The sequence below is a fragment of the Goekera deserti genome, assembly GCF_010685995.1.
Taxonomy (GTDB): Bacteria; Actinomycetota; Actinomycetes; order Mycobacteriales; family Geodermatophilaceae; genus Goekera; species Goekera deserti.
The window spans coordinates 105,100-129,178 of record NZ_JAAGWK010000025.1 but is presented as its reverse complement, the minus strand read 5'-3'; the positions used below and the strand labels follow the sequence as shown (position 1 = coordinate 129,178).

Below are 24,079 nucleotides of genomic sequence, written 5' to 3'. Positions count from 1 at the left end.
CGCACGACCGTGCCGGGGCCGGCCGGCGCTCGGCCAGGGGTCCGGGGCACCTGTGGACGAGCAGTCTGCCTGTGGACGGCCGCCGACGGGTCAGGCACCGATGGGTGCAGCCTCCCGGGATGGGACGCGCCCGGTCACGGCAGCCGTGGACTCTCCGGCAGCTCGAGGTCGGGCTTGTCCAGCTCCTCCACGTTGACGTCCTTGAACGTCACCACGCGCACGTTCTTCACGAACCGGGCGGGGCGGTACATGTCCCACACCCACGCGTCGGAGAGCTTGAGCTCGAAGTACACCTCTCCCCCGGCGTCCCGGACCTGCAGGTCGACGGAGTTGGCGAGGTAGAAGCGCCGCTCGGTCTCCACGACGTAGGAGAACTGGCGGACGATGTCCTTGTACTCGCGATAGAGCTGCAGCTCCATCTCGGTCTCGTACTTCTCGAGGTCCTCGGTGCTCATCGCAGGTGCTCCACGGGCGTCGGGGACTCCGTCATCAGGTGCGGCACGTGATGGCCGGCCGTTCGGTGGCCGGCAGACGCGGGGCCGGGTGCCGGCAGGCGCGCCTGCGCCCCGGATGCGTCCACCGGCCCATCATCGTGCATCGCGCTCGCCGCCGACAGGCGGCGCTCCCGTGCGGCGTGCACCGCCTGGGCGCGCGCCACGTTGACGTAGCGCCGGCGGTGCTCCGGGCAGGGTCCGTACCGCTCCAGGGCCGTGCGGTGCAGCTCGGTCACGTACCCCTTGTGCACGTCGAAGTCGTAGCCGGGGTGCCGCTCGTGCAGGTCCAGCATCATCCGGTCCCGGGTCACCTTCGCCAGCACCGACGCCGCGGCGACGCAGGCCGCCACCCGGTCGCCCTTCCAGACGGCCAGCGCCGGCTGCACCAGGCCGTCGACCGGGAAGCCGTCGCTGAGCACGTAGTCCACCGAGGTGGGCAGGGTGTGCACCGCCCGGCGCAGTGCCTCGATGTTGGTGACGTGCATGCCCCGCGCGTCGAGGTCGGGCACCGGCATGACCACCACCGACCAGGCCACGGCGCGGTCGACCACCTCGGTGTAGACCCGCTCCCGGGCGGCAGCGGTGAGCAGCTTGGAGTCCGCGAGCCCCGGCACGCGGCCCCGCCGCCCGGCCGGCAGCACGCAGGCAGCGGCCACGAGGGGCCCGGCGCAGGCACCGCGGCCGGCCTCGTCGACCCCGGCGACGGCGCGGAAGCCGCGACGGCGCAGCGCGGACTCCATCGTCCAGAGCCGGTCGGCATCAGGAGCGGAGGCGGTTCGGGGTGGAGCGGCCATCGCCGTCCGAGACTACGACGCACCGGCGGCCGTCGTCCGGGCGGTGCCGGTCGGCGGCACGGCCACCACGGGGTGCGAGCCGGCCGCCGCGGGTGCGGCGACCGGCTCGCGGTCCGCCCCTCTCCGCGACGTCGGGATCGACACCGGCGCCGCAGGTGGACGGGAGTGTGGTGGCCCGGCACGGAGCCGGGCTCACCTGCCCCGGGGGCGGGACGGGCTGCTGAGGAGGAGACAGCCCGTCCCCCGCGCGAGAGCGGGAGGAGGGTCCAGGTGCCGCCGCGTCAGCGAGCGGCGGGGGTCAGAGGGCGGCGGGGGTCAGGCTCTGCCGACCGCAGGTGCAGACCGGGTTGCGGGCCGAGAGCACCAGCGAGACGGCGTGCGCCCGGTCGCGGGCACCCAGCTTGCGCAGGATGGCCTTGACGTGGGACTTGACGGTGTCCTCGCTGATGAACAGGTTGGTGCCGATCTGCCGGTTCGACTGGCCCTGCAGCAGCTCGTCCAGGACGTCGGACTCGCGGCGGGTCAGCGGGATCTCCGGGGTGAGCTCCTTGACCGCCGGAGCGGCGGAGGGCTCCACGCGGCGGATCTGCGGGTCGACGACGGTGCGGCCGGCGCGGGCGGCCAGCACGGCCCAGCCCAGCAGGGTGGCGGAGGCGTTGATCATCAGGTAGCTCTTCACACCGGCGGCGAGCGCCTCGTTGACCACGGCCGGGTCCTCGGAGGTGGCCAGGGCGATGATGGCCACGCGGGGGAAGCGGCGGCGGATGTCGCGGCAGGCGTTCAGCGTCGCGGGGCGGCCGGAGCCGAGCTCGACGACGACGGCGTCGGGGCGGGCCGACTCGACCAGAGTCAGCGCCCGGCGCAGCTCGCCGGGGGTGCCGACCGACTGCATGCCCGCGGTCTCGTTGATCATGCTGATCAAGCCACGACGAAGGACCGGGGCGTCAGCGAGCAGGAGCACGCGGGTGACCCCGCGGGGTGCACTCGCCATTGTTTCGGACACAGTTCGTTTCTCCGTTCGCGGCCTTGTTGACTCTCAACAACTCCATCGACCGGGTGAACAGAGTACTTGAACGAATGAACGCGAATACTTTTCCGCGACCATTCCGTCAATGGCTCTCGCGGGTGTCACCGTTCCCGGCGCACCCCGACGAGGGGGGGCGGTGGGCGGTCAGCCGGGCGTCTCGCGGCCCGGTCGCGTGCGCGGCGCCGGGCGGCTGCGCCGCCACCCGGTGCCCGGCGGCCGCCGGGACGGCCCGCTCAGCCGCAGCCCCCGGCCGGTCCTGGCACGCCGACCACCAGCCCGGCGCCGCCACCGGGTCACCGGCACGGCCACCGCCAGCCCCAGCGCGTGGGGCGCCACCGTGGCCATCCCGGCCCCGGCGGCGGCCGCCTGTTCCACGCCCTGGATGTCCGGGGAGTCCAGGACGCCGAAACGGTCGAGCGGCCAGACGATGAGCGCCGCCTTGCCGATCACGTCGTCCACCGCGATCGTGCCCGCGTAGCGGTCGGTGACGTGTGCGGTGGAGTCCGCGGACGCCGACCGGTGGTCACCCATCACCCACAGCCGCCCCTCGGGCACGGTGACCGGGCCGAACGAGCGGCTCGCCAGCGGCTTGGGCTCGAAGATGTACGGCTCGTCGAGCGGCTCCCCGTCGACGGTCACCCGGCCCTCGCTGTTGCAGCACTGGACGGTCTGACCGCCGGTGGCGATGACGCGCTTCACGTAGTCGTCCTCGCTCGGCGGGGCCACCCCGATCGTGCGGCCGACGGTGAGCAGGGCGGAGGACAGCCAGTTGTCCGGGGCGGCCACGGAGATCTCCGGGCTCCAGGTGTCCGGGCCGCGGAACACGACGATGTCGCCGGGCTGCGGCTCGCCGAACCAGTACGGCACCTTGTTCACCAGCACGCGGTCACCGGTGCAGCCCGGGCAGCCGTGCAGCGTGCGCTCCATCGAGCCGGACGGGATGAAGAACGCCTGCACCAGGAAGGTCTTCACCAGCAGCGCCAGGACGAAGGCGACCACCAGCAGCACGGGCAGCTCGCGGAGCAGGGACCTGTTCCCCGCCGCGGCGCGCCGGCGGCGGCGGGAGCGGGCGGACGCCTGCGGCTCGTCCACCGCCCGGTCCGGCTCGCCGGCCACGTCGCCCGCGGCGTCGGCCGGGGACTGCGCCTCGGGCTCGGGCCCGCCGCCGGAGGCGTCGGGTGTGCGGTCGTCGGCAGCCGGGGTCGGGTCGCCGGGGCGGGCAGACCGGTCAGAGCTCATCGGCGCCCAGCGTACGGCCCGGCCGGGTCAGGACCCGGAGACGCGGACGGGCCGGCTGCGCGTCGCAGCCGGCCCGTCCGATCCGTCGTGTCAGCGCGAGACGGGCTCGCGCTTCTCCTTGATCTTGGCGGCCTTGCCGCGCAGGTCGCGGAGGTAGTACAGCTTCGCCCGGCGGACGTCACCGCGGGTCACGATCTCGATCTTCTCCACGACCGGGGTGTGCACCGGGAAGGTGCGCTCCACACCGACGCCGAAGCTGACCTTGCGGACGGTGAACGTCTCGCGGATCCCGCCGCCCTGACGCCGGATGACGGCACCCTGGAAGACCTGGATGCGGGAGCGGTTGCCCTCGATCACGCGCACGTGCACCTTGACGGTGTCACCGGGGCGGAAGTCGGGGATGTCGTCGCGCAGCGACTCGGCGTCGAGGGCGTCCAGGGTGTTCATCGCAGCAGTCCTCAGTCCTAGCAGTGGCTCGTGGGCGGTACGGGCAGGCGGTGGCCGGGTGGATCCGTACCGGGGGCTGCGCTCCGGGTGGGGAGCCACCGTCGACGTGCGCCGACGGCCTGCAGCAGCTCTCTACTGTGCCACACCACCGTCGTCCTGCCGAATGCGGGACCCACCACACCGGCTCTCAGCAGTCGACGACCTGCGGCGGCCCGGCCCACGGCCCGGCGATCACCCGGGGCAGCAGCTCGGCCAGCCCGGCGGGCACGAACCGGGCGTCGTCCCGGGCGATCTCGGCCGGCGTCCACCACCGGTGCGGCTCGTCGGCCGCCGCCTCGTCGGCGGTGCGGCCGGCGACGTCCACCTCGTGCACGACGTCCCGGGCGACGAAGTAGGTCTCCCGGGAGTCGATCGTCACGCCGAGGAGCTCACCGACGTGCCGGCGCAGCCAGACCGGCCCCTCCAGCGCAGCGGGGTCCACGGCCAGCCCCACCTCCTCGGCGAGCTCGCGGGCGGCGGCGGCACGCAGGGTCTCACCGTCCTCGACGCCCCCGCCCGGGGTGTACCAGCGCTGCACCTCGGCGTCGAGGTGACCGGCGTCGTCGTAGCGGGAGCCGAGCAGCAGCACCCGGCCGTCCGGGTCGAGCACCACCACCCGGCTGGTCGGGCGGACCCAGCTGCTCACCGGGAGCCGCCCGGCTCCCGACCGGCAGGCGACCCGGGCGACCCTGCGTCGGCGGCGTCGTCGTCGGCGAGGAACCGGTCGAGCACCAGCTGCTCGGCCGCGGTCAGGCTCGCGGAGTCCAGCTGCGCCACCAGGTCCGGACGCCGCTGCGCCGTCCGGCGCAGCGACTGCTCACGCCGCCACCGGGCGATGCCGGCGTGGTCCCCGGAGAGGAGGACCGGGGGGACGTCGTGCCCGCGCCAGGAAGCCGGACGGGTGTAGGACGGCCCCTCCAGCAGGCCGTCGGCGTGCGAGTCGAACTCGACCGACTCGGCGTTGCCCACCACCCCGGGCAGCAGCCGGGTCACCGCCTCCACCATGACCAGGACGGCGGACTCGCCACCGGCGAGCACGTAGTCACCGATGGACACCTCCTCGACCGGTCCGGCTTCGGCGGCCCAGTCGGCGACCCGCTGGTCGATGCCCTCGTAGCGGCCGCACGCGAACACCAGGGCGGGCTCGGTGGCCCAGCGGGCCGCGACCTGCTGGGTGAACGGCCGCCCAGCCGGCGTGGGGACGACGAGCCGGGCGCCGGGCAGGCGGACCGACTCCAGCGCACGCCCCCACGGCTCGGCCCGCATGACCATGCCCGGGCCACCGCCGTACGGGGAGTCGTCGACGGTGCGGTGCACGTCGTCGGTCCACTGCCGCAGGTCGTGCACCCCGATGCTGACCAGCCCCCGGGCGGTCGCCTTGCCGAGCAGCGACTGGGACAGCGGGGCCAGGTACTCGGGGAAGATCGTCAGGACGTCGATGCGCACGAGCTCACAGCTCCAGCAGGCCCTCGGGCGGGTCGAGGACCACGAACCCGCCGGCCAGGTCGACCGTGGGCACGATCGCAGACACGAAGGGCACCAGCAGCTCGCCGCCCTCCTCGCGGGCGACCACGAGCAGCTCGTTGGCGTCGTGCCGGACGGCGGTGACCACCCCGACCGGTGTCCCGTCGGTGAGCCGGGCGGACAGGCCGACCAGCTGGTGGTCGTAGAAGACGTCGGGGTCCTCCAGCGGCGGGAGGTCGGCGACCTCGACCAGCAGCTGGGTGTTGCGCACGGCCTCGGCGGTCTCCCGGTCGTGCACGCCCTCGATGCCCAGCAGCAGCGTGCCGCTGTGCCAGCGCTTGTCGGTGACGGTCAGCGGCCCGCGCTGCGGCGGGTCGGTGAGCAGGACCGAGCCCGGGGCGAACCGGAGGTCGGGGTCGTCGGTGCGGACGTCGACGGTCACCAGACCGCGGACCCCGTGGGGTCGGCCGATACGGCCGACCACCACGGTGTCCGGGGGAGCGGTGCCGGACGGGCCGGTGCTCAGCGCCCGTCGGTGTCGACGACGTCGACCCGCAGGCCGCGTCCACCGACACCGGTCATGACCTGGCGCAGCGCCTTGGCGGTGCGGCCGCTGCGGCCGATCACCTTGCCGAGGTCGTCGGGGTGGACCCGGACCTCGAGCGTCTTGCCGCGGCGACCGGTGACCAGGTCCACGGTCACGTCGTCGGGGTTGTCGACGATGCCCTTGACCAGGTGCTCGAGCGCTTCTTCGAGCACGTCTTACTCGGCGGGCGTCGCGGCGGCGGGCGCCTCGGCAGCCGGTGCCTCGGCGGCGGCGGGCGCCTCGGCCGGCGCATCGGCCTTGGGGGCCGCCTTCTTCTTCGGGGTGGTCGCGTCGGCGGCCGGCTCGCCCATGGCGGCGCGGGCGGCCTCCTCGTAGATGGCCTTCTTGTCGGCCTTGGGCGCGGCGACCCGCATGGGCGGCGGCGCGGCCTCGCCCTTGAACTTCTGCCAGTCACCGGTCACCCGGAAGATGGCGGCGACTGCCTCGGTGGGCTGGGCGCCGACGCCGAGCCAGTACTGGGCGCGCTCGGTGTCGACCTCGATGAAGGAGGGGTCCTCCTTGGGGTGGTACTTGCCGATGGTCTCGATCGACCGGCCGTCGCGCTTGGTGCGCGCGTCGGCGACGACGATGCGGTAGTACGGCGCGCGCATCTTGCCCAGGCGCATGAGCTTGATCTTGGTGGCCACGGTGTGTGGTGTGCCTTTCGAGATACGTGTGGGTGCCCGCCGGACGGACGCGTGGGGGTACGCCGGGGCGGTGCGATGGACACGAGCCGGGGGTGGTGAGAGGGCCGCCCGCGGACGTGTTCGACTGACCATCATGCCAGACGACGACGGACCGCTCACCGCCAGCGCGGGACTGCTGCACCATCTGGAGCTGTGGGTGCCGGACCTCGGCCGAGCGACCCGGTCCTGGGGCTGGCTGCTGACGGCGCTGGGCTGCAGCCTCCACCAGTCATGGGAGCACGGGCGTTCGTGGCGGCTGGGCGGGGTGTACGTGGTGGTGGAGCAGTCCCCCGCCCTGGCCGGCGACCGGCACGAGCGGCGGACGCCCGGACTGAACCACGTGGCCTTCCACGTGCCGGCCGGCCGGCTCGACGGCCTGGTGGCCGAGGCGCCGTCCCACGGATGGCGACTGCTGTACCCCGACCAGCACCCCTGGGCCGGCGGACCCGGGCACCGGGCCGCCTACCTGGAGGACGCCGACGGCTTCGAGGTCGAGCTCGTCGCCGGCTGACCGGCGACGGGTCAGCCGCGGACGGCGGCCAGCACGCGGGCGGCACCGTCGGCGACCGGGACCTCCTCGCGCTCGCCGGTCGCCCGGTCGCGCAGCTCGATGGTGCCCTCGGCCAGCCCGCGGCCGACCGTCACGATCGTCGGCATGCCGAGCAGTTCGGCGTCCTTGAACTTCACGCCCGGGGACACCTTCGGCCGGTCGTCGTAGAGCACCGTGAGCCCGGCCGCGACCAGCTCGTCGGCCAGTGACCGTGCCGCCTCGAACACCGCGGCGTCCTTGCCGGTGGCCACGACGTGCACGTCGGCGGGCGCGATCTCCCGCGGCCAGACCAGGCCCAGCTCGTCGTGGTGGGACTCGGCGATCGCGGCGACCGCCCGGGAGACGCCGACACCGTAGGAGCCCATGGTGACGGTGACGAGCTTGCCGTTCTCGTCGAGCACCTTGAGGTCCAGTGCCTCGGCGTACTTCCGCCCCAGGGCGAACACGTGCGCCATCTCGACGCCGCGGGCGAGCTCCAGCGGGCCGGAGCCGTCGGGCGCGGGGTCACCGGCGCGCACCTCGGCGGCCTCGACGACGCCGTCCCAGGTGAAGTCACGGCCGGCGACGAGGTCGAAGACGTGCCGGCCGGGCTCGTTCGCGCCGGTGATCCACCGCGAGCCGGGCACGACGCGGGGGTCGACCAGGTAGCGGATGCCTGCCTTGCCCTGGGTGCCGAGCACCTGCGGGCCGATGTAGCCCTTGACCAGGTCGGGGTGGGCGGCGAAGTCGGTGAAGGGCTCGATCTCGGCCGGGGACACCTGCGCCTCCAGCCGCTTGGCGTCCACCTCGCGGTCGCCGGGCAGCCCGATCACCAGGGGCTCGCGCCGTCCGTCGGGGTGGACCAAGGTGACCACGACGTTCTTCAGGGTCGAGGCGGCGGTGTACCCGGCGTCCGGGAAGCGCTCGTTCGCCACGGTGACCAGGGTGTCGATGGTCGGGGTGTCGGGGGTGTCCTCGACGTGTGCCTCGGCCAGCCCCTCGAACGGGATCGACTCGGGCACGACGGTGGTCACGGCCTCCACGTTGGCGGCGTACCCGCCGGGTGAGCGGACGAAGGTGTCCTCCCCGATCGCCAGCGGGGTGAGGAACTCCTCGCTGCGCGACCCGCCCATCGCCCCGGACGTGGCCGCCACGATCACGTACTCCAGCCCGAGGCGGGCGAAGATCCGCTCGTAGGCGTCCCGGTGCGCCTGGTAGGAGCGCTCCTGCCCGGCGTCGTCGACGTCGAAGGAGTAGCTGTCCTTCATGGTGAACTCACGGCCGCGGAACAGCCCCGCCCGGGGCCGTGCCTCGTCCCGGTACTTGGTCTGGATCTGGTAGATCGACAGCGGCAGGTCCTTGTAGGAGCCGTACAGGTCCTTGACCAGCAGGGTGAACATCTCCTCGTGCGTGGGCGCGAGGAGGAAGTCGTTGCCGCGCCTGTCCTGCAGCCGGAAGATGTTCGGCCCGTACTCGGTCCAGCGGCCGGTCGCCTCGTAGGGCTCCCGCGGCAGCAGCGCCGGGAAGTGCACCTCCTGCGCGCCCATCGCGTCCATCTCCTCGCGGACGACGCGCTCCACGTTTCGGAACACCCGCCAGCCCAGCGGCAGCCAGGTGAACCCGCCGGGGGCGGCGCGGCGGATGTAGCCACCGCGGGCGAGCAGGCGGTGGCTCGGGACCTCGGCGTCGGCCGGGTCGTCGCGCAGGGTCCGCAGGAACAGGGTCGACATCCGCAACAGCACGGGGTCATTGTCGACCCACCGGTGCGCGTGCGGGCCAGCGGGTTTCCCGGCCGACGTCGACGGACGTCCGAGCTCAGCACCGTCCGGCCGGGCTCGTCAACGCTGGTGAGCCCGGCGGGACGGTGATCAGCTGAGCTGATCACCGCTGGCCGCGCGGGTCAGCGGCCGCCGAGGAGGTTGCCCAGGGCCCCGCCGAGGCCGCTCTGACCCGACTGCTCACCGGACCCGCTGCCGCCCACGGCACTGACCGGCGGCTCCTCCGACGCCTGGACGACGACGAAGCCCCGGCCGTGGAAGGAGAGCGTGAACCGCTCGCCGGTGCTGCGGCCGAGCAGCGTGCCCAGGCCGAAGGAGTCGTTGGACTGCAGGCCGGTCTGCAGGCTGCTGGACCAGGCGACGGCGGCCTGCGGGTCGGCGTAGGTGGGCTGGTCGACGTTCAGCACCACCGGCTGGCCCTTGGTGGTGATCGCGATCCGGCCCCGGCCGGTGAAGACGCAGTTGAACAGCCCGGCGTTCCCGGCCCCACCGGCGCCCTGCACGCGGCGGATGTCGTAGGACAGGGTGGGCTCGAAGGCGAGCACGTTGGCGCCGTTGATGGTCAGGCCGTCGCTGCCGTCGAGGTCGACCAGGTGCACGTCCTGGGCGGCGTCGGCCAGGAACAGGTCGCCGTGGCCGCGGACCTTCATCAGCGGCACGCCCTCCCCGGTCAGCGCCTGCTTGAGGAAGCGGCCGATCCCGCCGGAGCCGAGCGCCTCGAACTCGAGCTGCCCCTGGTAGGCGACCATGGAGCCCGCCCGCGCCATGACCTCGCCGGCCAGGCCGACCCGGACCATCTTCCCGCCCTGCTTCTGGATGCCGGGCTGCGGGTTCTCGGCGAACGCGGGGGCGAAGAGCTCGCTGTGCACGTCGGTGTCTCCTGTCGTCAGGGGTGGGGCCGGTGGCGACGGTCATCCTGCCGGGTCCGGGCCGCCGCGTCACCGGTCCGCGGCACGCACCGCTCAGCCGACGACGGCGCCGCGGAGCACGGTGCGCTGCGGGCGCCGCAGGGTGTCCAGGTCGGCGCGCGGGTCGGCGGCGTAGACGACCAGGTCGGCCGGTGCGCCCTCCTCGATCACCGACAGCCCCAGCCAGGTGCGCGCCGCCCAGGACGCCGCCGCGACGGCGGCCTCCGCCGGCAGGCCGGCCGCGTGCAGCGCCCGGACCTCGTCGGCCACGACCCCGTGGTCGATGCCGCCGCCGGCGTCGGTGCCGGCGAACACCGGGACCCCGGCCTCGAAGGCCGCCCGCACCACCGCCCCGGAGCCGGCGTACAGCCGCCGCATCGTGGAGGCGTACGCCGGGAACCTCTTCTCCCCGGCGGAGGCGAAGCCGGGGAAGTTCTCCACGTTGACCAGCGTCGGCACGACGGCGGTGCCCCGGGCCGCCATCCGGGCCACCAGGTCCTCGGTCAGGCCGGTGCCGTGCTCGATGCAGTCGATGCCGGCGTCGATGAGATCGGGCAGCGCGTCGGTGCCGAAGGTGTGCGCGGTGACCCGGGCACCCTCGGCGTGGGCCGCGGCGACGGCGTCGGTGAGCACCTCGCGGGTCCAGAGCGGCCCCAGGTCACCGGCCTCCCGGTCGATCCAGTCCCCCACCAGCTTCACCCAGCCGTCACCGGCGCGGGCCTGGGCGCGCACCCCGGCGACCAGCTCGTCCGGCTCGACCTCCACGGCCAGGCCGGGCAGGTAGCGGCGGTGCCGGGCGATGTGCCGGCCGGCCCGGACGATGCGGGGCAGGTCGGGGTGCTCGTCGAGCTCGCGGGTGTCCACCGGGGACCCGCAGTCGCGCAGGGCCAGCACGCCGGCGGCCCGCTCGGCCAGTGCCTGCTCGCGCAGCTGCGCCAGCCCCTCGGCCGGGCCGCCGCCCCGGGCGATGCCCACGTGGCAGTGCGCGTCGACCAGCCCGGGCAGCAGCCAGCCGCCGCGGCTCACCGTCTCGGCGCCGGGCACCGGCTCGAAGGTGATCCGCCCGTGCCGCACCCAGACGTCCCGGTGCTCACCGGCGGGCAGCAGCACCCCGCTCAGGTGCAGGTCGGGCAGCTGCCGGCCGGCCCGCGCCGGGGAGGTGGTCACCGGCCGCGACGCTCGGGCCCGCTGTCGGGTGCGTCGAAGCGCAGCTTGGTCAGGTCGGGCAGCTGCTGCCCCGGCGGCAGGCTGGGCATGGCACCCGGCGGCAGGGCACCCGGCGGCAGCGACGGCATGCCACCGGGACGGCCGGCGGGCAGCGCCCCGGCGGCACCCGGGCCGCCCCCGGCGCCGATGGTGCGGCGCACCGGCTTGCCCTTCTTGCCCTTCTTGCGCGCCGGCACCTGGTTCTGCCGGCCACGCTGCTTCTTCGACATCGGCCCCATGCCGGGCATGCCCATGCTGCCGGCCATCTGGCCCATCATCTTCTGGGCCTGGGCGAAGCGCTCCAGCAGCTGGTTGACGTCGGTGACGCTCATGCCGCAGCCGTTGGCGATGCGGACCTTGCGCGAGGCGTTGATGATCTTCGGCGTGATCCGCTCGGCCGGCGTCATCGACCGGATGATGGCCGCGGTGCGGTCCAGGTCGCGCTCGTCGACCTGCTTGAGCTGCTCCTTCATCTGCCCGGCGCCGGGCAGCATGCCGAGCAGGTTGGCCAGCGGGCCCATCTTGCGGATCGCCATCATCTGCTCGAGGAAGTCCTCGAGCGTGAAGCCCTCCCGGGAGGCGAGCTTGCCGGCCATCGCCTCGGCCTGGTCGGCGTCGAACGCCTGCTCGGCCTGCTCGATGAGCGTGAGGACGTCGCCCATGCCGAGGATGCGCGAGGCCATCCGCTCGGGGTGGAAGACGTCGAAGTCGACGAGCTTCTCACCGGTCGAGGCGAACATGATCGGCTGGCCGGTCACGTAGCGCACCGACAGCGCGGCGCCACCGCGGGCGTCGCCGTCCAGCTTGGTCAGCACGACGCCGGTGAAGCCGACGCCCTCGGCGAAGGCGTTGGCCGTGGTGACGGCGTCCTGGCCGATCATCGCGTCGACCACGAACAGCGTCTCGTCGGGCCGGACGGCGTCCCGGATGCCGGCGGCCTGGGCCATCAGCTCGGCGTCGATGCCCAGCCGGCCGGCGGTGTCGACGACCACGACGTCGTGCATGGTGCGGCGGGCGTGCTCGATCGAGTCGGCGGCCACCTGGATCGGGTCGCCGACGCCGTTGCCGGGCTGGGGCGCGTAGACGTCGACGCCGGCCTGGCCGGCCACGATCGCCAGCTGGTTGACGGCGTTCGGCCGCTGGAGGTCACATGCGACCAGCAGCGGCGTGTGCCCCTGGGCCTTGAGCCAGCGGCCCAGCTTGCCGGCCAGCGTCGTCTTCCCGGCGCCCTGCAGACCGGCGAGCATGATCACCGTCGGCGACTGCTTGGCGAAGCGGATGCGCCGGGTCTCCCCGCCCAGGATGTCGACCAGCTCGTCGTTGACGATCTTGATCATCTGCTGCGCGGGGTTCAGCGCCTGCGAGACCTCGGCGCCCTGCGCGCGCTCCTTGACCGAGGCGATGAACGAGCGGACCACGGGCAGGGCCACGTCCGCCTCGAGCAGGGCGATCCGGATCTCGCGTGCGGTCGCGTCGACGTCGGCCGCCGACAGCCGGCCCTTGCCGCGCAGGCCGGTGAAGACCTTGTCCAACCGGTCGGAGAGGGTCTCGAACACAACACGTCCTCTGGGCTGTCGGGCGCTCGCCCGCTGGTCGTCGGGACCAGCTGCTCGGCTCAGGCGGCCCCGGCGCACCAGGGCTCTCGCGCCACCTCGCCCCAGGGTAACGAGGACGACCGCTCGGCTCCCAGTGGCGCGGGGCCGCGCGGGCTCCCACCGGCGGAGCGCGGGTGGTCAGCGCCGGGCGTGCGCCGCGCCGAGGTCGGTGGGGTCGGGTGCCTCGCCCCGGGCGGCGGCCACCAGCACGGCCTCGGCCCGGGCGCGCTGCCCGGCGTCGATCGGCGTGCCGGTGGGGTCGGCGACGTAGAAGGAGTCGACCGCGTCGGCACCCAGGGTCTCCACGTGCGCCGAGACGACGTCCAGCCCGGTGTCGGCCAGGGCGGCGGTGAGCCGGTACAGCAGCCCCGCCCGGTCCCCGGCGCGCAGTTCCACCCGGCTGGCGGCCACGCCGGTGGCCTCGGTGTCGTGCCAGGAGATCCGGGGCGGCGCGGACCGGACAGCGTCCTGCCGGTAGTCGGCCTCGCGCTGGCGCAGCCGCTCGGCCAGCGGCAGCGTGCCCTCCAGCGCGGCCCGCAGGCCGTCGGCCAGGATCTCCGGCACCGGCGCCCGGCCGAACCGTGGCCGGACGGCGAAGACCAGCACCGCGCCGCCGCCGTCCACGGTGACCTTGGCCGCGCGCACGTCCAGCTGGTTGAGCGCCAGGACCCCGGCGCAGATGCTGAGCAGCCCGGGCCGGTCCGGTGCGCCGATGCTGACCTGCTGGCCGTCGGCGACGTCCTCGACACCGACGGTCAGCTGGACCGCGGTGCCGTCGGAGCCCGGGGCGCGGGCGGTGACCTGGGGCGTGGTCGGCTCCAGCACGGGGTCCGGTGCCGCGGCGGCACCCAGGCGGGCCTGCACCCGGCCGACCAGCGCGGCGACCAGGTGCGCCTTCCACGGCGACCAGGCCGAGGAGCTGGTGGCGGCGCCGTCGGCCTGGGCCAGGGCGTGCAGCAGCTGCAGCAGGGCGGGGTCGGCCCCGATCGCCGAGACCACGCCCTCGATCGTCGCCGGGTCGTCCAGGTCCCGGTGGGTGGCGATGTCGGGCAGCAGCAGGTGGTGCCGCACCATCGCCACCAGCGTGGCGACGTCCGGTGGCGCGAAGCCCATCCGGACGGCCATCTCCTCGATCACCACCACACCGACGTCGGTGTGGTCGCCCGGCCAGCCCTTGCCGATGTCGTGCAGCAGCGCGCCGACCAGCAGCAGGTCGGGCCGGTCGACGTCCCGGGTGAGCTCGGCCGCGGCGGCCGCGGCCTCCACCAGGTGCCGGTCGACGGTGAACCGGTGCCACGGGTGCCGCTGCGGCAGCGACCGCACCCGGTCCCACTCCGGGAGCATGCGGGACAGCAGCCCCTCCTGGTCCAGCTGCTCGATCACCGCGACCGCGGACCGGCCGCTGGCCAGCAGCCGCAGCAGCGACCAGCGCACCTCCGGCGGCCACGGCTCGGGCAGCTGCGGGGCGTGCGCGGCGAGCACCTTGAGCGTGTAGGGCGACAGCAGCAGGTCCGCCCGGGCGGCGGCCGCCGCACCGCGCAGCACCAGCCCCGGGTCGACCGCCGGGCGGGCGTCCCGGGCGAGCACGACCTCGTCGCCCTGGCGCACCACGCCCTCGGCGAGCGGTTCGCGCCGCACCCGCCGGTAGCGGGCCCGCGGCCGGCGCACGATGGCCGACTCCGCCCGCCGCCACGTCTCGTCGGCGACGAAGGCGAGCCGGCGTCCGGCCAGGCTCACCTGCCGGATCAGCGCGTCGTCGTCGGGCAGGCCGAGGGCGTCGGCGACCCGGGCCTGCTCCTGGCGGACGAGCACGTCCGAGGGGCGCCCGGACAGCCGGCGCAGCTGGTCGCGCACGTCGAGCAGGAAGGCGTAGGCCTCACCGGCGTCCGCCGCGGGCTCGTCGGCGACCTGCGCGGCGGACAGCGCCCGCAGCACCTGGCCCTCGCGCAGCCCGCCGTAGGCCTCCTTGAGGTCGGGCTCCAGCAGGAAGCCCAGCTCGCCCACCTGCCGGGCCCGCTCCCGGCGGATGTCGCGCAGCTCCGGCAGCAGCCGGGACGCCGACTGGCGCCAGCTGGCCAGCGCCGCCGAGCGCAGGGTCGCGGCGAGCACCGGGTCCCCGGCCACGTGCCGGGCGTCGAGCAGCCCCAGCCCGGCCTTCACGTCTGACCCGGCGACGGCGACGGCCTCGGACACCTGCCGCACCGAGTGGTCCAGCCGCACCCCGGCGTCCCAGATCGGGTACCAGAGCGCGTCGGCCAGGGCGGCGATCTCCGGCCGGCCGTCGTGCACCAGCACCAGGTCCAGGTCGCCCAGCGGGGCGGGTTCCCGGCGACCCAGGCTGCCGACGGCGACCAGGGCGATGCCGGTGCCCTCGTCGGCGGCCACCGTCCCGCGGCGGCCCTGCGGCCGGGGCGTGCCGGCCAGGGCGTCGGCCAGCAGGCCGGCGAGCCAGCCGTCGATCGCCTGCACCCGCTCGGTGCGGGGCAGCGCGGGGAGCGCAGCGAGGTCGAGCACGGGACTCCCTCCGGTCGGTGCCCCCGCCCCGGCGACGGTGCGCGGGGAGCCGGCCGGCGCGGAGCCGGCCCAGACGGCACCGGCCGGGGCAGCGGGTGGACCCACCGCCCCGGCCGGCACGGACGATCGTGCTCAGACTGCCTGCGTGCCCCGGGCCCGGCCGGTCCCCGGGTCGTGGTGACCCGGGGACCGGCCGCTGCGCCGGGGGTCGTGCACGGTGCGGTGGCTCAGAGTGCGTCGGCCCCGCGCTCACCGGTGCGGACGCGGACGATCTCGTCGATCGTGGTGACCCACACCTTGCCGTCGCCGATCTGGCCGGTGGACGCCGACTCGACGACGGCGTCGACCACGCGGGCGGCGTCCAGCTCGCTGACGACCACCTCGATGCGCACCTTGGGCACGAAGTCGACCTGGTACTCCGCGCCGCGGTACACCTCGGTGTGACCGCGCTGCCGGCCGAAGCCCTGCACCTCGCTCACGGTGAGACCGGCGACCCCGATGAGCTCCAGGGCGTTCTTGACGTCGTCCAGCTTGAACGGCTTGACGATGGCGGTGACGAGCTTCATGCCCGGGATCCTTCCGTGTTACGTGCCTCGGCGCGGGCCTGGCCGGCCAGCGAGGAGCCGCTGGCCGCGGCCGGACCACTGCTCGCACCCAGCGAGGCGAAGTCGTAGGCGGACTCGGCGTGCTCGATGGTGTCGATGCCGGTGACCTCGTCCTCCTCGGAGAGACGGAAGCCCACGGTCTTCTGGATGACCGTGCCGATGACGAACGTCAGCACGAAGGAGTACACCAGCACCGCGCCGGCGCCCACGGCCTGGCGCCACAGCTGGTCGACACCGCCGCCGTAGAACAGGCCCTCGGTGCCGTACACCCCACCGGCCGACGACGCGGAGGACAGGAACAGCCCGACCGCCAGGGTGCCCCACAGGCCACCGACCAGGTGCACGCCCACGACGTCCAGGGAGTCGTCGAAGCCGAACCGGAACTTCAGGCCCACGGCCAGCGCGCAGAGGACGCCGGCGATGAAGCCGACCAGGATGGCGCCGACCGGGGTGACGGCGGAGCAGGCCGGGGTGATCGCGACCAGGCCGGCGACCACGCCGGACGCGCCGCCGAGGGAGGTGGCGTGGCCGTCCCGGAGCTTCTCCAGCAGCAGCCAGCCGAGCATCGCCGCACCCGTGGCCACCATCGTGTTGACCCAGACCTCGGCGGCCTGGCCGTTGGCCGACAGCGCGGAGCCGGCGTTGAAGCCGAACCAGCCGAACCACAGCAGCCCGGCACCGATCATGACCAGCGGGAGGTTGTGCGGGCGCATCGGGTCGCGGCCGAAGCCGCGCCGCTTGCCGAGCACCAGGGCCAGCGCCAGGCCCGCAGCACCGGCGTTGATGTGCACCGCGGTACCACCGGCGAAGTCGATGGCGTCGATGCCGTTGGCGATCCAACCGCCGGTCTCGGACTGGGCGCCGTCGAAGGCGAAGACCCAGTGCGCCACCGGGAAGTAGACGACCGTGGCCCAGATGCCGGAGAACAGCATCCACGGGCCGAAGCGGGCGCGGTCGGCGATGGCGCCGGAGATCAGCGCCACGGTGATGATGGCGAACACGGCCTGGAAGGACACGAAGGCCAGCGCCGGGATGGTGAACACCGACGAGGTGGTGTCGGCGAACGCACCGTCGAAGGTGCCGGCGCCGATCAGGCCGTCCAGGCCGAAGAACTCGAACGGGCTGGCGAACCAGCCGCCGGCGATGTCGTTGCCGAAGGCCATCGAGTAGCCGTACAGCACCCACAGCACGCTGATCAGCGCCATCGCGCCGAAGCTCATCATCATCATGTTGAGCACGCTCTTCGCGCGGACCATGCCGCCGTAGAAGAGGGCCAAGCCCGGAGTCATCAGCAGCACCAGGGCGGCGCTGACGAGAACCCACGCGGTGTCGCCGGTGTCCACGGCAACCTCCTGACGTGTCGTGTGGCCGATCGCCACGTGGATACGGGCCCGGACGGGCCCCGCACGCACCTCCGGGGAGGGCGGTCACCGCGCCGGATCGACCGGGCGGTGTGTGAACACGGTGACGGGGCTGTGTTTCGGCGTCGGTCCTGGTCGTGTTTCCCCGCGGTGAACACGTCCCTGCGTGTCGGGCGGCTGTGTTCCGGCCGTGTTGCGCCCGGCCCCGGGTGTGCCGCGGGCCACCCCGAACCCGTGCGACCCGGACGACAGTTGCCCAGTTGCGACCGAGGTGCAATAAGCTCGGGCCCGCCTGGCGTCGCCCGGCACCCCGCCAGCGCCTGGAGGCAACGTGCACGTCCCCGACGGGTTCCTCGACACCACGACGTCGCTCAGCACCGCCGCGGTGGCCGCCGTCGGGGTGGCCGCCGCCCTGCGCGGCGCGCGGCACGAGCTGGACGAGCGCACCGCGCCCCTGGCCGGGCTGACGGCGGCCTTCGTGTTCGCGGTGCAGATGATGAACTTCCCGGTGCTCTACGGCACCAGCGGCCACCTGATCGGCGGCGCGCTGACCGCCGTCCTGGTGGGGCCGTGGACGGCGGTGCTGTGCATGACCGTGGTGCTGATGGTCCAGGGACTGCTGTTCGCCGACGGCGGGCTGACCGCGCTGGGCACCAACGTGACGCTCATGGGCCTGGTGGCGGTGGCCGTCGGCTACGGGGTCTTCCGGGCCCTGGTCGCGGTGCTGCCCCGCACCCGCGCCGGGCTGCTGGCGTCGGCGGGCGTGGGCGCCTTCCTGTCGGTCCCCACGGCGGCGATGGTCTTCGTCGGCCTGTTCTCCCTCGGCGCCGTCGCCGACGTGCCACTGGGCACCGTGGCCACCTACATGGGCGGGGTGCACCTGCTGATCGGACTGGGCGAGGCCGCGATCACGGTGGCCGTGCTCGGTGCCGTGCTCGCCGTGCGCCCCGACCTGGTGCGCGGCGCCCGGCACCTGCAGGCCGCCGTGGCGCTGGCCCCGCGGGCGCACCCGGCACCGGCCGTGCCGACCGGGTCGGACGCCCGGTGAGCACCCTGACCCGCGTGCGCAACCCCAGCACCCGTGGCCTGTGGGTCACCGGCATCGTGCTGGCCCTGCTCATCGCCGGGGTGGGGAGCTGGTACGCCAGCGCCCACCCCGACGGGCTGGAGTGGTCGGCCGAGCAGAGCGGCTTCGGCGACTCCGCGCAGGACAGCGTGGCCGCCGACTCACCGCTGGCCGACTACGCCGTCGAGGGCGTGGACGACGGCCGGCTCTCCGGCGGGCTGGCCGGCGTGATCGGCGTCGTGGTCACCCTCGTGCTCGCCGGGGGCCTGACGCTGCTGGTCCGGCGTCGGCCCGCGGGCAGCGGCGCGGACACCGCCGGCACCCCGCCGGCGACCGCCCGCGAGCACGGCTGAGGTGGGCGCAGGACACTCCGCGGGCGGGATCTCCGCGGCCTACGTGGCCGGGGACTCCCCCGTGCACCGGCTGGAACCACACACCAAGCTGGTCGCCGTCGTCGCCTTCGCGCTGGTGGTGGTGACCACGCCGGTGCAGGCCGCCAGCGCACCGGTCGCCTACGCGGGCTTCCTCGCGCTGGTGCTCGGCGTCGCCGCGGTCGCCGGTGTGCGGGCCGCGCGGCTGGCCCGCTCCCTGCTCGTCGAGCTGCCGTTCGTGTTCTTCGCCCTCCTGCTGCCGGTGGTCTCCGGCGGCCCCCGGGTGCAGGTGCTGGGCCTGTCGCTGTCCGAGCACGGGCTGTGGACCGGCGGCGGGCTGCTGGCGAAGGCGACGCTGTCGGTGCTGGCCGCCACGGTGCTGGCCGCCACCACCGAGCCACGCGCGCTGCTGCGCGGGCTGCAGCGGCTGCACCTGCCGCAGGTGCTGGTGCAGATCCTGATGTTCATGGTGCGCTACGCCGACGTCGTGCTCGGCGAGCTGCGGCGGATGCGGGTGGCCCGGGAGTCCCGCGGCTTCCGGCCGCGGCACGTGGGGGCGCTGCGGGTGCTCGGCCCGGCCGCGGGCTCGCTGTTCATCCGCTCCTACGAGCGCGGTGAGCGCGTGCACCTGGCCATGCTGTCGCGCGGGTTCACCGGGCGGTTGCCCACCGGCCCGCCCCCCGTGGTGGGCGCCCGCTCGTGGGCGACGGCGCTCACGCTGCCCCTCGCCGCCGCCGTCGTCCTCGGGACGAGTTCACTGCTCCTGTGACCACCGCCGCCCCCTCCCTGCTCGTCGACGACCTGGCCTTCGCCTACCCCGACGGCCACCAGGCCCTCTTCGGCGTCGACCTGCGGATCGCCCCCGGCGAGCGGGTGGCGCTGCTGGGCCCCAACGGCGCCGGGAAGACCACCCTGGTGCTGCACCTCAACGGGATCCTGCGCGGCGGCCGGGGCCGGGTGGCCGTGGCCGGGCTGCCGGTGGCCGAGGCGAACCTGCAGGAGATCCGGCGGCGGGTCGGCATCGTCTTCCAGGACCCCGACGACCAGCTGTTCATGCCCACCGTCGGTGAGGACGTCGCCTTCGGCCCACGCAACATGGGCCTGGACGAGGCCACCGTCACCCGGCGGGTGACGCAGGCACTGGAGCAGGTCGGCATGGCCGACGCCGCCGACCGGCCCCCGCACCACCTGTCCTTCGGCCAGCGCCGCCGGGTGGCCGTGGCCACCGTGCTGTCGATGCAGCCGGAGATCCTGGTGCTGGACGAGCCGTCGTCCAACCTCGACCCGGCCGGACGGCGGGAGCTCGCGGAGGTGCTGCAGGCACTGCCGGTGACCCTGCTGATGGTCACCCACGACCTGCCCTACGCCCTGCAGCTCTGCCCACGGTCGGTGGTGCTGGACCGCGGGGTCATCGTCGCCGACGCCCCCACCCGGGAGCTGTTGGCCGACGCCGACCGGCTGGCCGCGCACCGCCTGGAGCTCCCCTTCGGCTTCTCGGTGCGGTGACATCGCGGTCCTCCGGATCGCACCGCGGCCAGCAGCCGTCCCCGGCCACCTCAGCCCTGGCCGACGAGCGCCTCGGCGAAGGCGACGGGCTCGAAGGGGGCCAGGTCGTCGGGGCCCTCACCCAGCCCGATGAGCTTCACCGGGATGCCGAGCTCGCGCTGCACGGACACCACGATGCCGCCCTTGGCGGTGCCGTCGAGCTTGGTCAGCACGATCCCGGTGACGGTCACCGCCTCGGTGAACACCCGGGCCTGCACGACGCCGTTCTGACCCGTGGTGGCGTCCAGCACCAGCAGCACCTCGTCGACCGGGGACTGCTTCTCCACCACCCGCTTGACCTTGCCCAGCTCGTCCATCAGGCCGCTCTTGGTGTGCAGCCGGCCGGCGGTGTCGACGAGCACCGCGTCCACGTCGGCCTCCCGGCCGGTCCGCACGGCCTCGAACGCCACCGACGCCGGGTCCCCGCCCTCCCGGCCGCGCACGGTGGCCACGCCCACCCGCTCGCCCCAGGTCTCCAGCTGGTCGGCGGCCGCGGCCCGGAAGGTGTCGGCGGCACCGAGCAGGACGCTCTTGCCGTCACCCACGAGCGAGCGGGCGATCTTGCCCACGGTGGTCGTCTTCCCGGCGCCGTTGACCCCGACCACGAGCACCACGGCGGGGCGGCCCAGCTCGCGGTCGGTGGCCAGCGTGCGGTCCAGGTCCGGGCCGAGCACGGCGGCCAGCTCGCGCACGAGCAGCGCCCGCAGGTCGTCCCCGGAGGCGGTCGCCAGCACCATCGTCTGGGTGCGCAGCCGGTCGACGATCTGCGTGGTCGCCGCGATGCCGACGTCGGCGGCCAGCAGGGTCTCCTCGACCTCCTCCCAGTCGTCCTCGGTCAGCCGCTCGCGGGCCAGCACGGTCAGCAGGCCGCGGCCCAGCGAGGACTGGGAGCGCGCCAGCCGGGAGCGCATCCGCACCAGCCGCCCGGCCGAGGGCGGCGGGGTCTCGAACAGCACCTCCGGGTCGGCCACCGCGGGCGGCAGGTCGACCGGGGGCGCGGGCACCCGGGTGGCGCCCTGGCTCGGCGGCGGCAGCAGGGCGGTGCCCGCGCCGGCTGCCGGCTCGTCGGTGCCGGTCGCGGGCGGCTGGGGCGGGCGCGGCCGGGTGAGCGTGGTGCCGGCGGCGGCGTCGTCGTCCAGTCGGGTGGTCTTGCGTCCGGCGCCGACGAGCAGGCCGATGCCCACCAGCAGCGCCAGGACGAGGATCGCGATCGCGATCAGCACGAACTCCATGGGAGGAGTCTCCCAGCTCGGTCCTGGCCCGCACTGGGCGCAGGCAGGCGGCGAGGGGCAGGCTGTGCCCCATGCCCCAGTCCGCCGGCATCCGCCCGCTGCTCCTGCTCGGTCCCCTCCTGCGGCACGTCGACCCCGTGTCGGCCACCATCTGGGTGGAGGTGGACCGACCCTGCGAGGTCGAGGTCCTCGGCCGCCGGGTACGCAGCTTCGGCGTCGCCGGCCACCACTACGCCCTGGTCGTGATCGAGGACCTGGAGCCGGGCACGAGCACCCCGTACGAGGTCCTGCTGGACGGCGACGTGGTGTGGCCCCAGCGTCACTCGGCGTTCCCGCCCAGCCGGATCCGCACCACCGGGCGCGAGGGGGCCTTCCGGTTGGCGTTCGGCTCCTGCCGCTACGCCACCCCCAGCTCGGCTGACATCCGCGACGGCATCCCGCCGGACGCGCTCAACGCCTACGCCCGCCAGATGGCCGAGACGCCCGAGGACACCTGGCCCGACGCGCTGGTCCTGCTCGGCGACCAGGTCTACGCCGACGAGATCACCCCGGCCACGCGCAGCTGGATGGCCACCCGGCGCGACCTGTCCCAGCCGCCCGGCGAGCAGGCCGCCGACTTCGAGGAGTACAGCCGGCTCTACGCCGAGAGCTGGGGCGACCCGGAGGTGCGCTGGCTGCTGTCCACCCTGCCGTCCTCGATGATCTTCGACGACCACGAGATGATCGACGACTGGAACACCTCCGCCGCCTGGCGCGCCCAGGTGACGCCGGAGACGTGGTGGGACGAGCGGATCAGCGGCGGGCTGGTCAGCTACTGGGTCTACCAGCACCTGGGCAACCTCTCGCCGGCAGAACTGGCCGACAGCCCGGTCTGGCAGAAGATGCAGGGCCAGGCCGACGCCGAGCCGATGCTGCGCGAGATGGCGATCAGCGCCGACGGCGACCCGGAGGCGATCCGCTGGAGCTACGTGCGGCACTGGGGCCCGGCCCGGCTGGTGATGGTCGACAGCCGCGCGGGACGGGTGCTCGACGAGCAGCGGCGGCAGATCCTCGACGACCGGGAGTTCGACTGGGTGGAGTCCGAGCTGTCCGGCGCCGTCCGGGACGGGGTCGAGCACCTCCTGATCGGGACGTCGCTGCCCTGGCTGCTGCCGCACGCCGTGCACGACATCGAGCGCTGGAACGAGACGCTCAACAAGCGGCACCACGGGCGCCCGCTGGGCAGGCTGGCCGAGAAGCTGCGGCAGGCCGCCGACCTCGAGCACTGGGCCGCGTTCGGCCACTCCTTCGAGCGGATGGGTGCGGCCCTGGTGTCGCTGGCCCGCGGGGAGCGGGGCCGCGCCCCGGCGACCGCGCTGCTGCTGTCCGGCGACGTGCACCACGCCTACGCCGCGGAGCTGGTCCGCCCCGGTGGGCTGAGCACGCGGGTGCACCAGCTGACGGTCTCGCCGCTGCACAACCAGGCCCCGCACGCGATCGAGATCGGCTTCCGGATCGGCTGGAGCCGGTGGGCGCGCGCGATCACCCGGGGCATCGGCCGGCTCGCCCGGGTACCGGGCACCGAGCTGGCCTGGGAGAAGCAGGCCGGTCCGTTCTTCGGCAACGAGATCGGCGAGCTCGTGCTCCAGGGGCGCGACGCCCGGTTCCTGCTGTTCGCCGGCGCCCGTGCCGAGGACGACGGCGGCCACCTGCGGAAGGTGCTGGACATGCCGCTGTCCTGAGGCCCCGGCCCGGGTGGGCGCGGCGCCGTCAGGGAAGGTGGAGCCCGTGACCGACCTGACGCCGAAGCCCGCCCCGGGTCCGGACCAGCCGCCGATCCCGGTGCGGCTGGTGACGTTCAACATCCACCACGGCGTGGGTGAGGACGGCGTGCACGACCTGGCCCGGACGGCCCGCGTGCTGGCCGAGGCCGACGCCGACGTGATCTGTCTGCAGGAGGTCGACCGGCACTACGGCCCGCGCAGCGAGGGCGTGGACCAGGCACTGCTGCTGTCCCGGGCGCTGGACCTGCAGCTGGCCTTCGGCGCCTCGATCGACCAGCCGCCGCGACCCGGCAGCCGGGAACGGCGCGAGTACGGCAACGCCCTGCTCTCCCGGTTGCCGCTGCTGATCAGCGACGTGCACCCGCTGCCCGGCACCGGCGAGCCGCGCAGCGCGCTGCGCACCATGATCGAGCTGGACGGCGGGGCGCTCTGGGTCACCACCACCCACCTGACCAACCAGGGCGCCGACGAGCGCGCCGCCCAGGCACGGGCGCTCGCCGCCCTGCACACCGAGCCGATGGAGACCGGCGTGGTGGTCGGCGACCTGAACGCCGGGCCGGACGCCCCCGAGCTGGGTCCGCTGCGCGAGCGGTTCACCGACGCCTGGCACCTGGCCCAGGCGCGTGCCGACCACCCGCGGGACGCCGGGCGCAGCTTCCTGCGGCGGGAGGCCGGCCGGACGTTCTCCGCCCGGCACCCCCGGGAGCGGATCGACCAGGTGTGGGTCTCCGCCGGGGTGACGGTGACCAGCGCCGAGGTGCTGGACGCCCGCGGCAGCTCCGACCACCACCCGCTGCTCGTCGAGCTCGCCGTCCGCTCGGGTGTCTGAG

The 24,079-nt window shown here is 74.5% G+C and carries 25 protein-coding genes; 7 read left to right on the top strand and 18 right to left on the bottom strand.

The window, feature by feature from the left end; all coding sequences use genetic code 11:
- Nucleotides 1-134: 134 nt before the first annotated feature.
- The 10 genes from G1H19_RS17605 to rpsP all read right to left on the bottom strand — a co-directional run bounded on the left by G1H19_RS17605 (nt 135) and on the right by rpsP (nt 6,737).
- A complete protein-coding gene (locus G1H19_RS17605; RefSeq protein ID WP_152728195.1) occupies nt 135-455 on the bottom strand; it encodes a DUF2469 domain-containing protein in 321 nt (106 codons plus the stop codon).
- On the bottom strand, nt 452-1,288 hold the full coding sequence (locus G1H19_RS17600; RefSeq protein ID WP_152728197.1) for a ribonuclease HII: 837 nt from the start codon (nt 1,286-1,288) through the stop codon (nt 452-454). The genes G1H19_RS17605 and G1H19_RS17600 overlap by 4 nt, the downstream gene beginning before the upstream one ends.
- A gap of 298 nt (nt 1,289-1,586) precedes the next feature.
- A complete protein-coding gene (locus G1H19_RS17595) occupies nt 1,587-2,249 on the bottom strand; it encodes a response regulator transcription factor (RefSeq protein WP_235928347.1) in 663 nt (220 codons plus the stop codon).
- Between the two features lie 210 nt (nt 2,250-2,459).
- Nucleotides 2,460-3,554: a signal peptidase I gene (lepB, locus tag G1H19_RS17590; RefSeq protein WP_152728201.1), complete on the bottom strand. Its 1,095-nt coding sequence runs from the start codon at nt 3,552-3,554 to the stop codon at nt 2,460-2,462.
- 90 nt (nt 3,555-3,644) lie between these two features.
- Entirely contained in the window at nt 3,645-4,001 is a 357-nt protein-coding gene (rplS, locus tag G1H19_RS17585; protein WP_152728203.1) for a 50S ribosomal protein L19, read from the bottom strand.
- Nucleotides 4,002-4,188: 187 nt separating this feature from the next.
- Nucleotides 4,189-4,686, bottom strand: a complete 498-nt coding sequence (locus G1H19_RS17580) for an NUDIX hydrolase (protein WP_162393530.1) — start codon at nt 4,684-4,686, stop codon at nt 4,189-4,191.
- Nucleotides 4,683-5,486 carry a tRNA (guanosine(37)-N1)-methyltransferase TrmD gene (gene trmD / locus G1H19_RS17575; protein ID WP_162393529.1) on the bottom strand — a complete coding sequence of 268 codons (804 nt, stop codon included), beginning with the start codon at nt 5,484-5,486 and terminating at the stop codon, nt 4,683-4,685. The genes G1H19_RS17580 and trmD overlap by 4 nt, the downstream gene beginning before the upstream one ends.
- 4 nt (nt 5,487-5,490) lie before the next feature.
- On the bottom strand, nt 5,491-5,988 hold the full coding sequence (rimM, locus tag G1H19_RS17570) for a ribosome maturation factor RimM (protein ID WP_268896004.1): 498 nt from the start codon (nt 5,986-5,988) through the stop codon (nt 5,491-5,493).
- Nucleotides 5,989-6,026: 38 nt separating this feature from the next.
- Entirely contained in the window at nt 6,027-6,263 is a 237-nt protein-coding gene (locus G1H19_RS17565; RefSeq protein ID WP_162393528.1) for an RNA-binding protein, read from the bottom strand.
- Between the two features lie 3 nt (nt 6,264-6,266).
- A complete protein-coding gene (rpsP, locus tag G1H19_RS17560) occupies nt 6,267-6,737 on the bottom strand; it encodes a 30S ribosomal protein S16 (RefSeq protein ID WP_162393527.1) in 471 nt (156 codons plus the stop codon).
- 133 nt (nt 6,738-6,870) lie between these two features.
- Between rpsP and G1H19_RS17555 the strand changes: the two genes are divergently transcribed.
- Nucleotides 6,871-7,287, top strand: a complete 417-nt coding sequence (locus tag G1H19_RS17555) for a VOC family protein (RefSeq protein WP_174278114.1) — start codon at nt 6,871-6,873, stop codon at nt 7,285-7,287.
- An 11-nt stretch (nt 7,288-7,298) separates the two neighbouring features.
- Here the strand turns inward: G1H19_RS17555 and G1H19_RS17550 are convergent, their stop codons facing one another.
- From G1H19_RS17550 to G1H19_RS17520, 7 genes are all read right to left on the bottom strand, one after another.
- Entirely contained in the window at nt 7,299-9,047 is a 1,749-nt protein-coding gene (locus tag G1H19_RS17550) for a proline--tRNA ligase (RefSeq protein WP_162393526.1), read from the bottom strand.
- Nucleotides 9,048-9,205: 158 nt separating this feature from the next.
- The gene (locus G1H19_RS17545; RefSeq protein WP_202926015.1) at nt 9,206-9,952 is read right to left on the bottom strand and encodes an AIM24 family protein; all 747 of its coding nucleotides are present in this window, start codon (nt 9,950-9,952) and stop codon (nt 9,206-9,208) included.
- Nucleotides 9,953-10,045: 93 nt separating this feature from the next.
- On the bottom strand, nt 10,046-11,158 hold the full coding sequence (locus tag G1H19_RS17540; protein ID WP_235928343.1) for an amidohydrolase family protein: 1,113 nt from the start codon (nt 11,156-11,158) through the stop codon (nt 10,046-10,048).
- Complete coding sequence (ffh, locus tag G1H19_RS17535) at nt 11,155-12,753, bottom strand: signal recognition particle protein (RefSeq protein ID WP_162393525.1); 1,599 nt, start codon at nt 12,751-12,753, stop codon at nt 11,155-11,157. The genes G1H19_RS17540 and ffh overlap by 4 nt, the downstream gene beginning before the upstream one ends.
- Before the next feature lie 177 nt (nt 12,754-12,930).
- On the bottom strand, nt 12,931-15,306 hold the full coding sequence (locus G1H19_RS17530; RefSeq protein ID WP_162393524.1) for a [protein-PII] uridylyltransferase: 2,376 nt from the start codon (nt 15,304-15,306) through the stop codon (nt 12,931-12,933).
- A 227-nt stretch (nt 15,307-15,533) separates the two neighbouring features.
- On the bottom strand, nt 15,534-15,872 hold the full coding sequence (locus G1H19_RS17525; RefSeq protein WP_152728207.1) for a P-II family nitrogen regulator: 339 nt from the start codon (nt 15,870-15,872) through the stop codon (nt 15,534-15,536).
- Nucleotides 15,869-17,254 carry an ammonium transporter gene (locus G1H19_RS17520; RefSeq protein WP_162393523.1) on the bottom strand — a complete coding sequence of 462 codons (1,386 nt, stop codon included), beginning with the start codon at nt 17,252-17,254 and terminating at the stop codon, nt 15,869-15,871. The genes G1H19_RS17525 and G1H19_RS17520 overlap by 4 nt, the downstream gene beginning before the upstream one ends.
- Before the next feature lie 349 nt (nt 17,255-17,603).
- On the opposite strand from G1H19_RS17520, the gene G1H19_RS22710 reads away from it, so the two are divergent.
- The 4 genes from G1H19_RS22710 to G1H19_RS17505 are packed head-to-tail and all read left to right on the top strand — an operon-like array spanning nt 17,604 to nt 20,215.
- Complete coding sequence (locus tag G1H19_RS22710; protein ID WP_202926014.1) at nt 17,604-18,320, top strand: energy-coupling factor ABC transporter permease; 717 nt, start codon at nt 17,604-17,606, stop codon at nt 18,318-18,320.
- A complete protein-coding gene (locus tag G1H19_RS22705; RefSeq protein ID WP_202926013.1) occupies nt 18,317-18,691 on the top strand; it encodes a PDGLE domain-containing protein in 375 nt (124 codons plus the stop codon). Before G1H19_RS22710 ends, G1H19_RS22705 begins: the two co-directional genes overlap by 4 nt.
- Nucleotide 18,692: 1 nt before the next feature.
- Nucleotides 18,693-19,478: a cobalt ECF transporter T component CbiQ gene (gene cbiQ, locus G1H19_RS17510; protein ID WP_162393522.1), complete on the top strand. Its 786-nt coding sequence runs from the start codon at nt 18,693-18,695 to the stop codon at nt 19,476-19,478.
- On the top strand, nt 19,475-20,215 hold the full coding sequence (locus G1H19_RS17505; RefSeq protein WP_162393521.1) for an energy-coupling factor ABC transporter ATP-binding protein: 741 nt from the start codon (nt 19,475-19,477) through the stop codon (nt 20,213-20,215). The genes cbiQ and G1H19_RS17505 overlap by 4 nt, the downstream gene beginning before the upstream one ends.
- 50 nt (nt 20,216-20,265) lie before the next feature.
- Here G1H19_RS17505 and ftsY read toward each other — a convergent pair whose 3' ends face one another.
- Nucleotides 20,266-21,486, bottom strand: coding sequence for a signal recognition particle-docking protein FtsY (gene ftsY, locus G1H19_RS17500; RefSeq protein WP_152728209.1), 1,221 nt, complete (start codon nt 21,484-21,486; stop codon nt 20,266-20,268).
- 71 nt (nt 21,487-21,557) lie between these two features.
- On the opposite strand from ftsY, the gene G1H19_RS17495 reads away from it, so the two are divergent.
- Nucleotides 21,558-23,207 (top strand): alkaline phosphatase D family protein, encoded by a 1,650-nt coding sequence (locus G1H19_RS17495; RefSeq protein WP_152728211.1) that lies wholly within the window; start codon nt 21,558-21,560, stop codon nt 23,205-23,207.
- Nucleotides 23,208-23,253: 46 nt separating this feature from the next.
- Entirely contained in the window at nt 23,254-24,078 is an 825-nt protein-coding gene (locus G1H19_RS17490; protein ID WP_162393520.1) for an endonuclease/exonuclease/phosphatase family protein, read from the top strand.
- Nucleotide 24,079 lies beyond the last annotated feature (1 nt).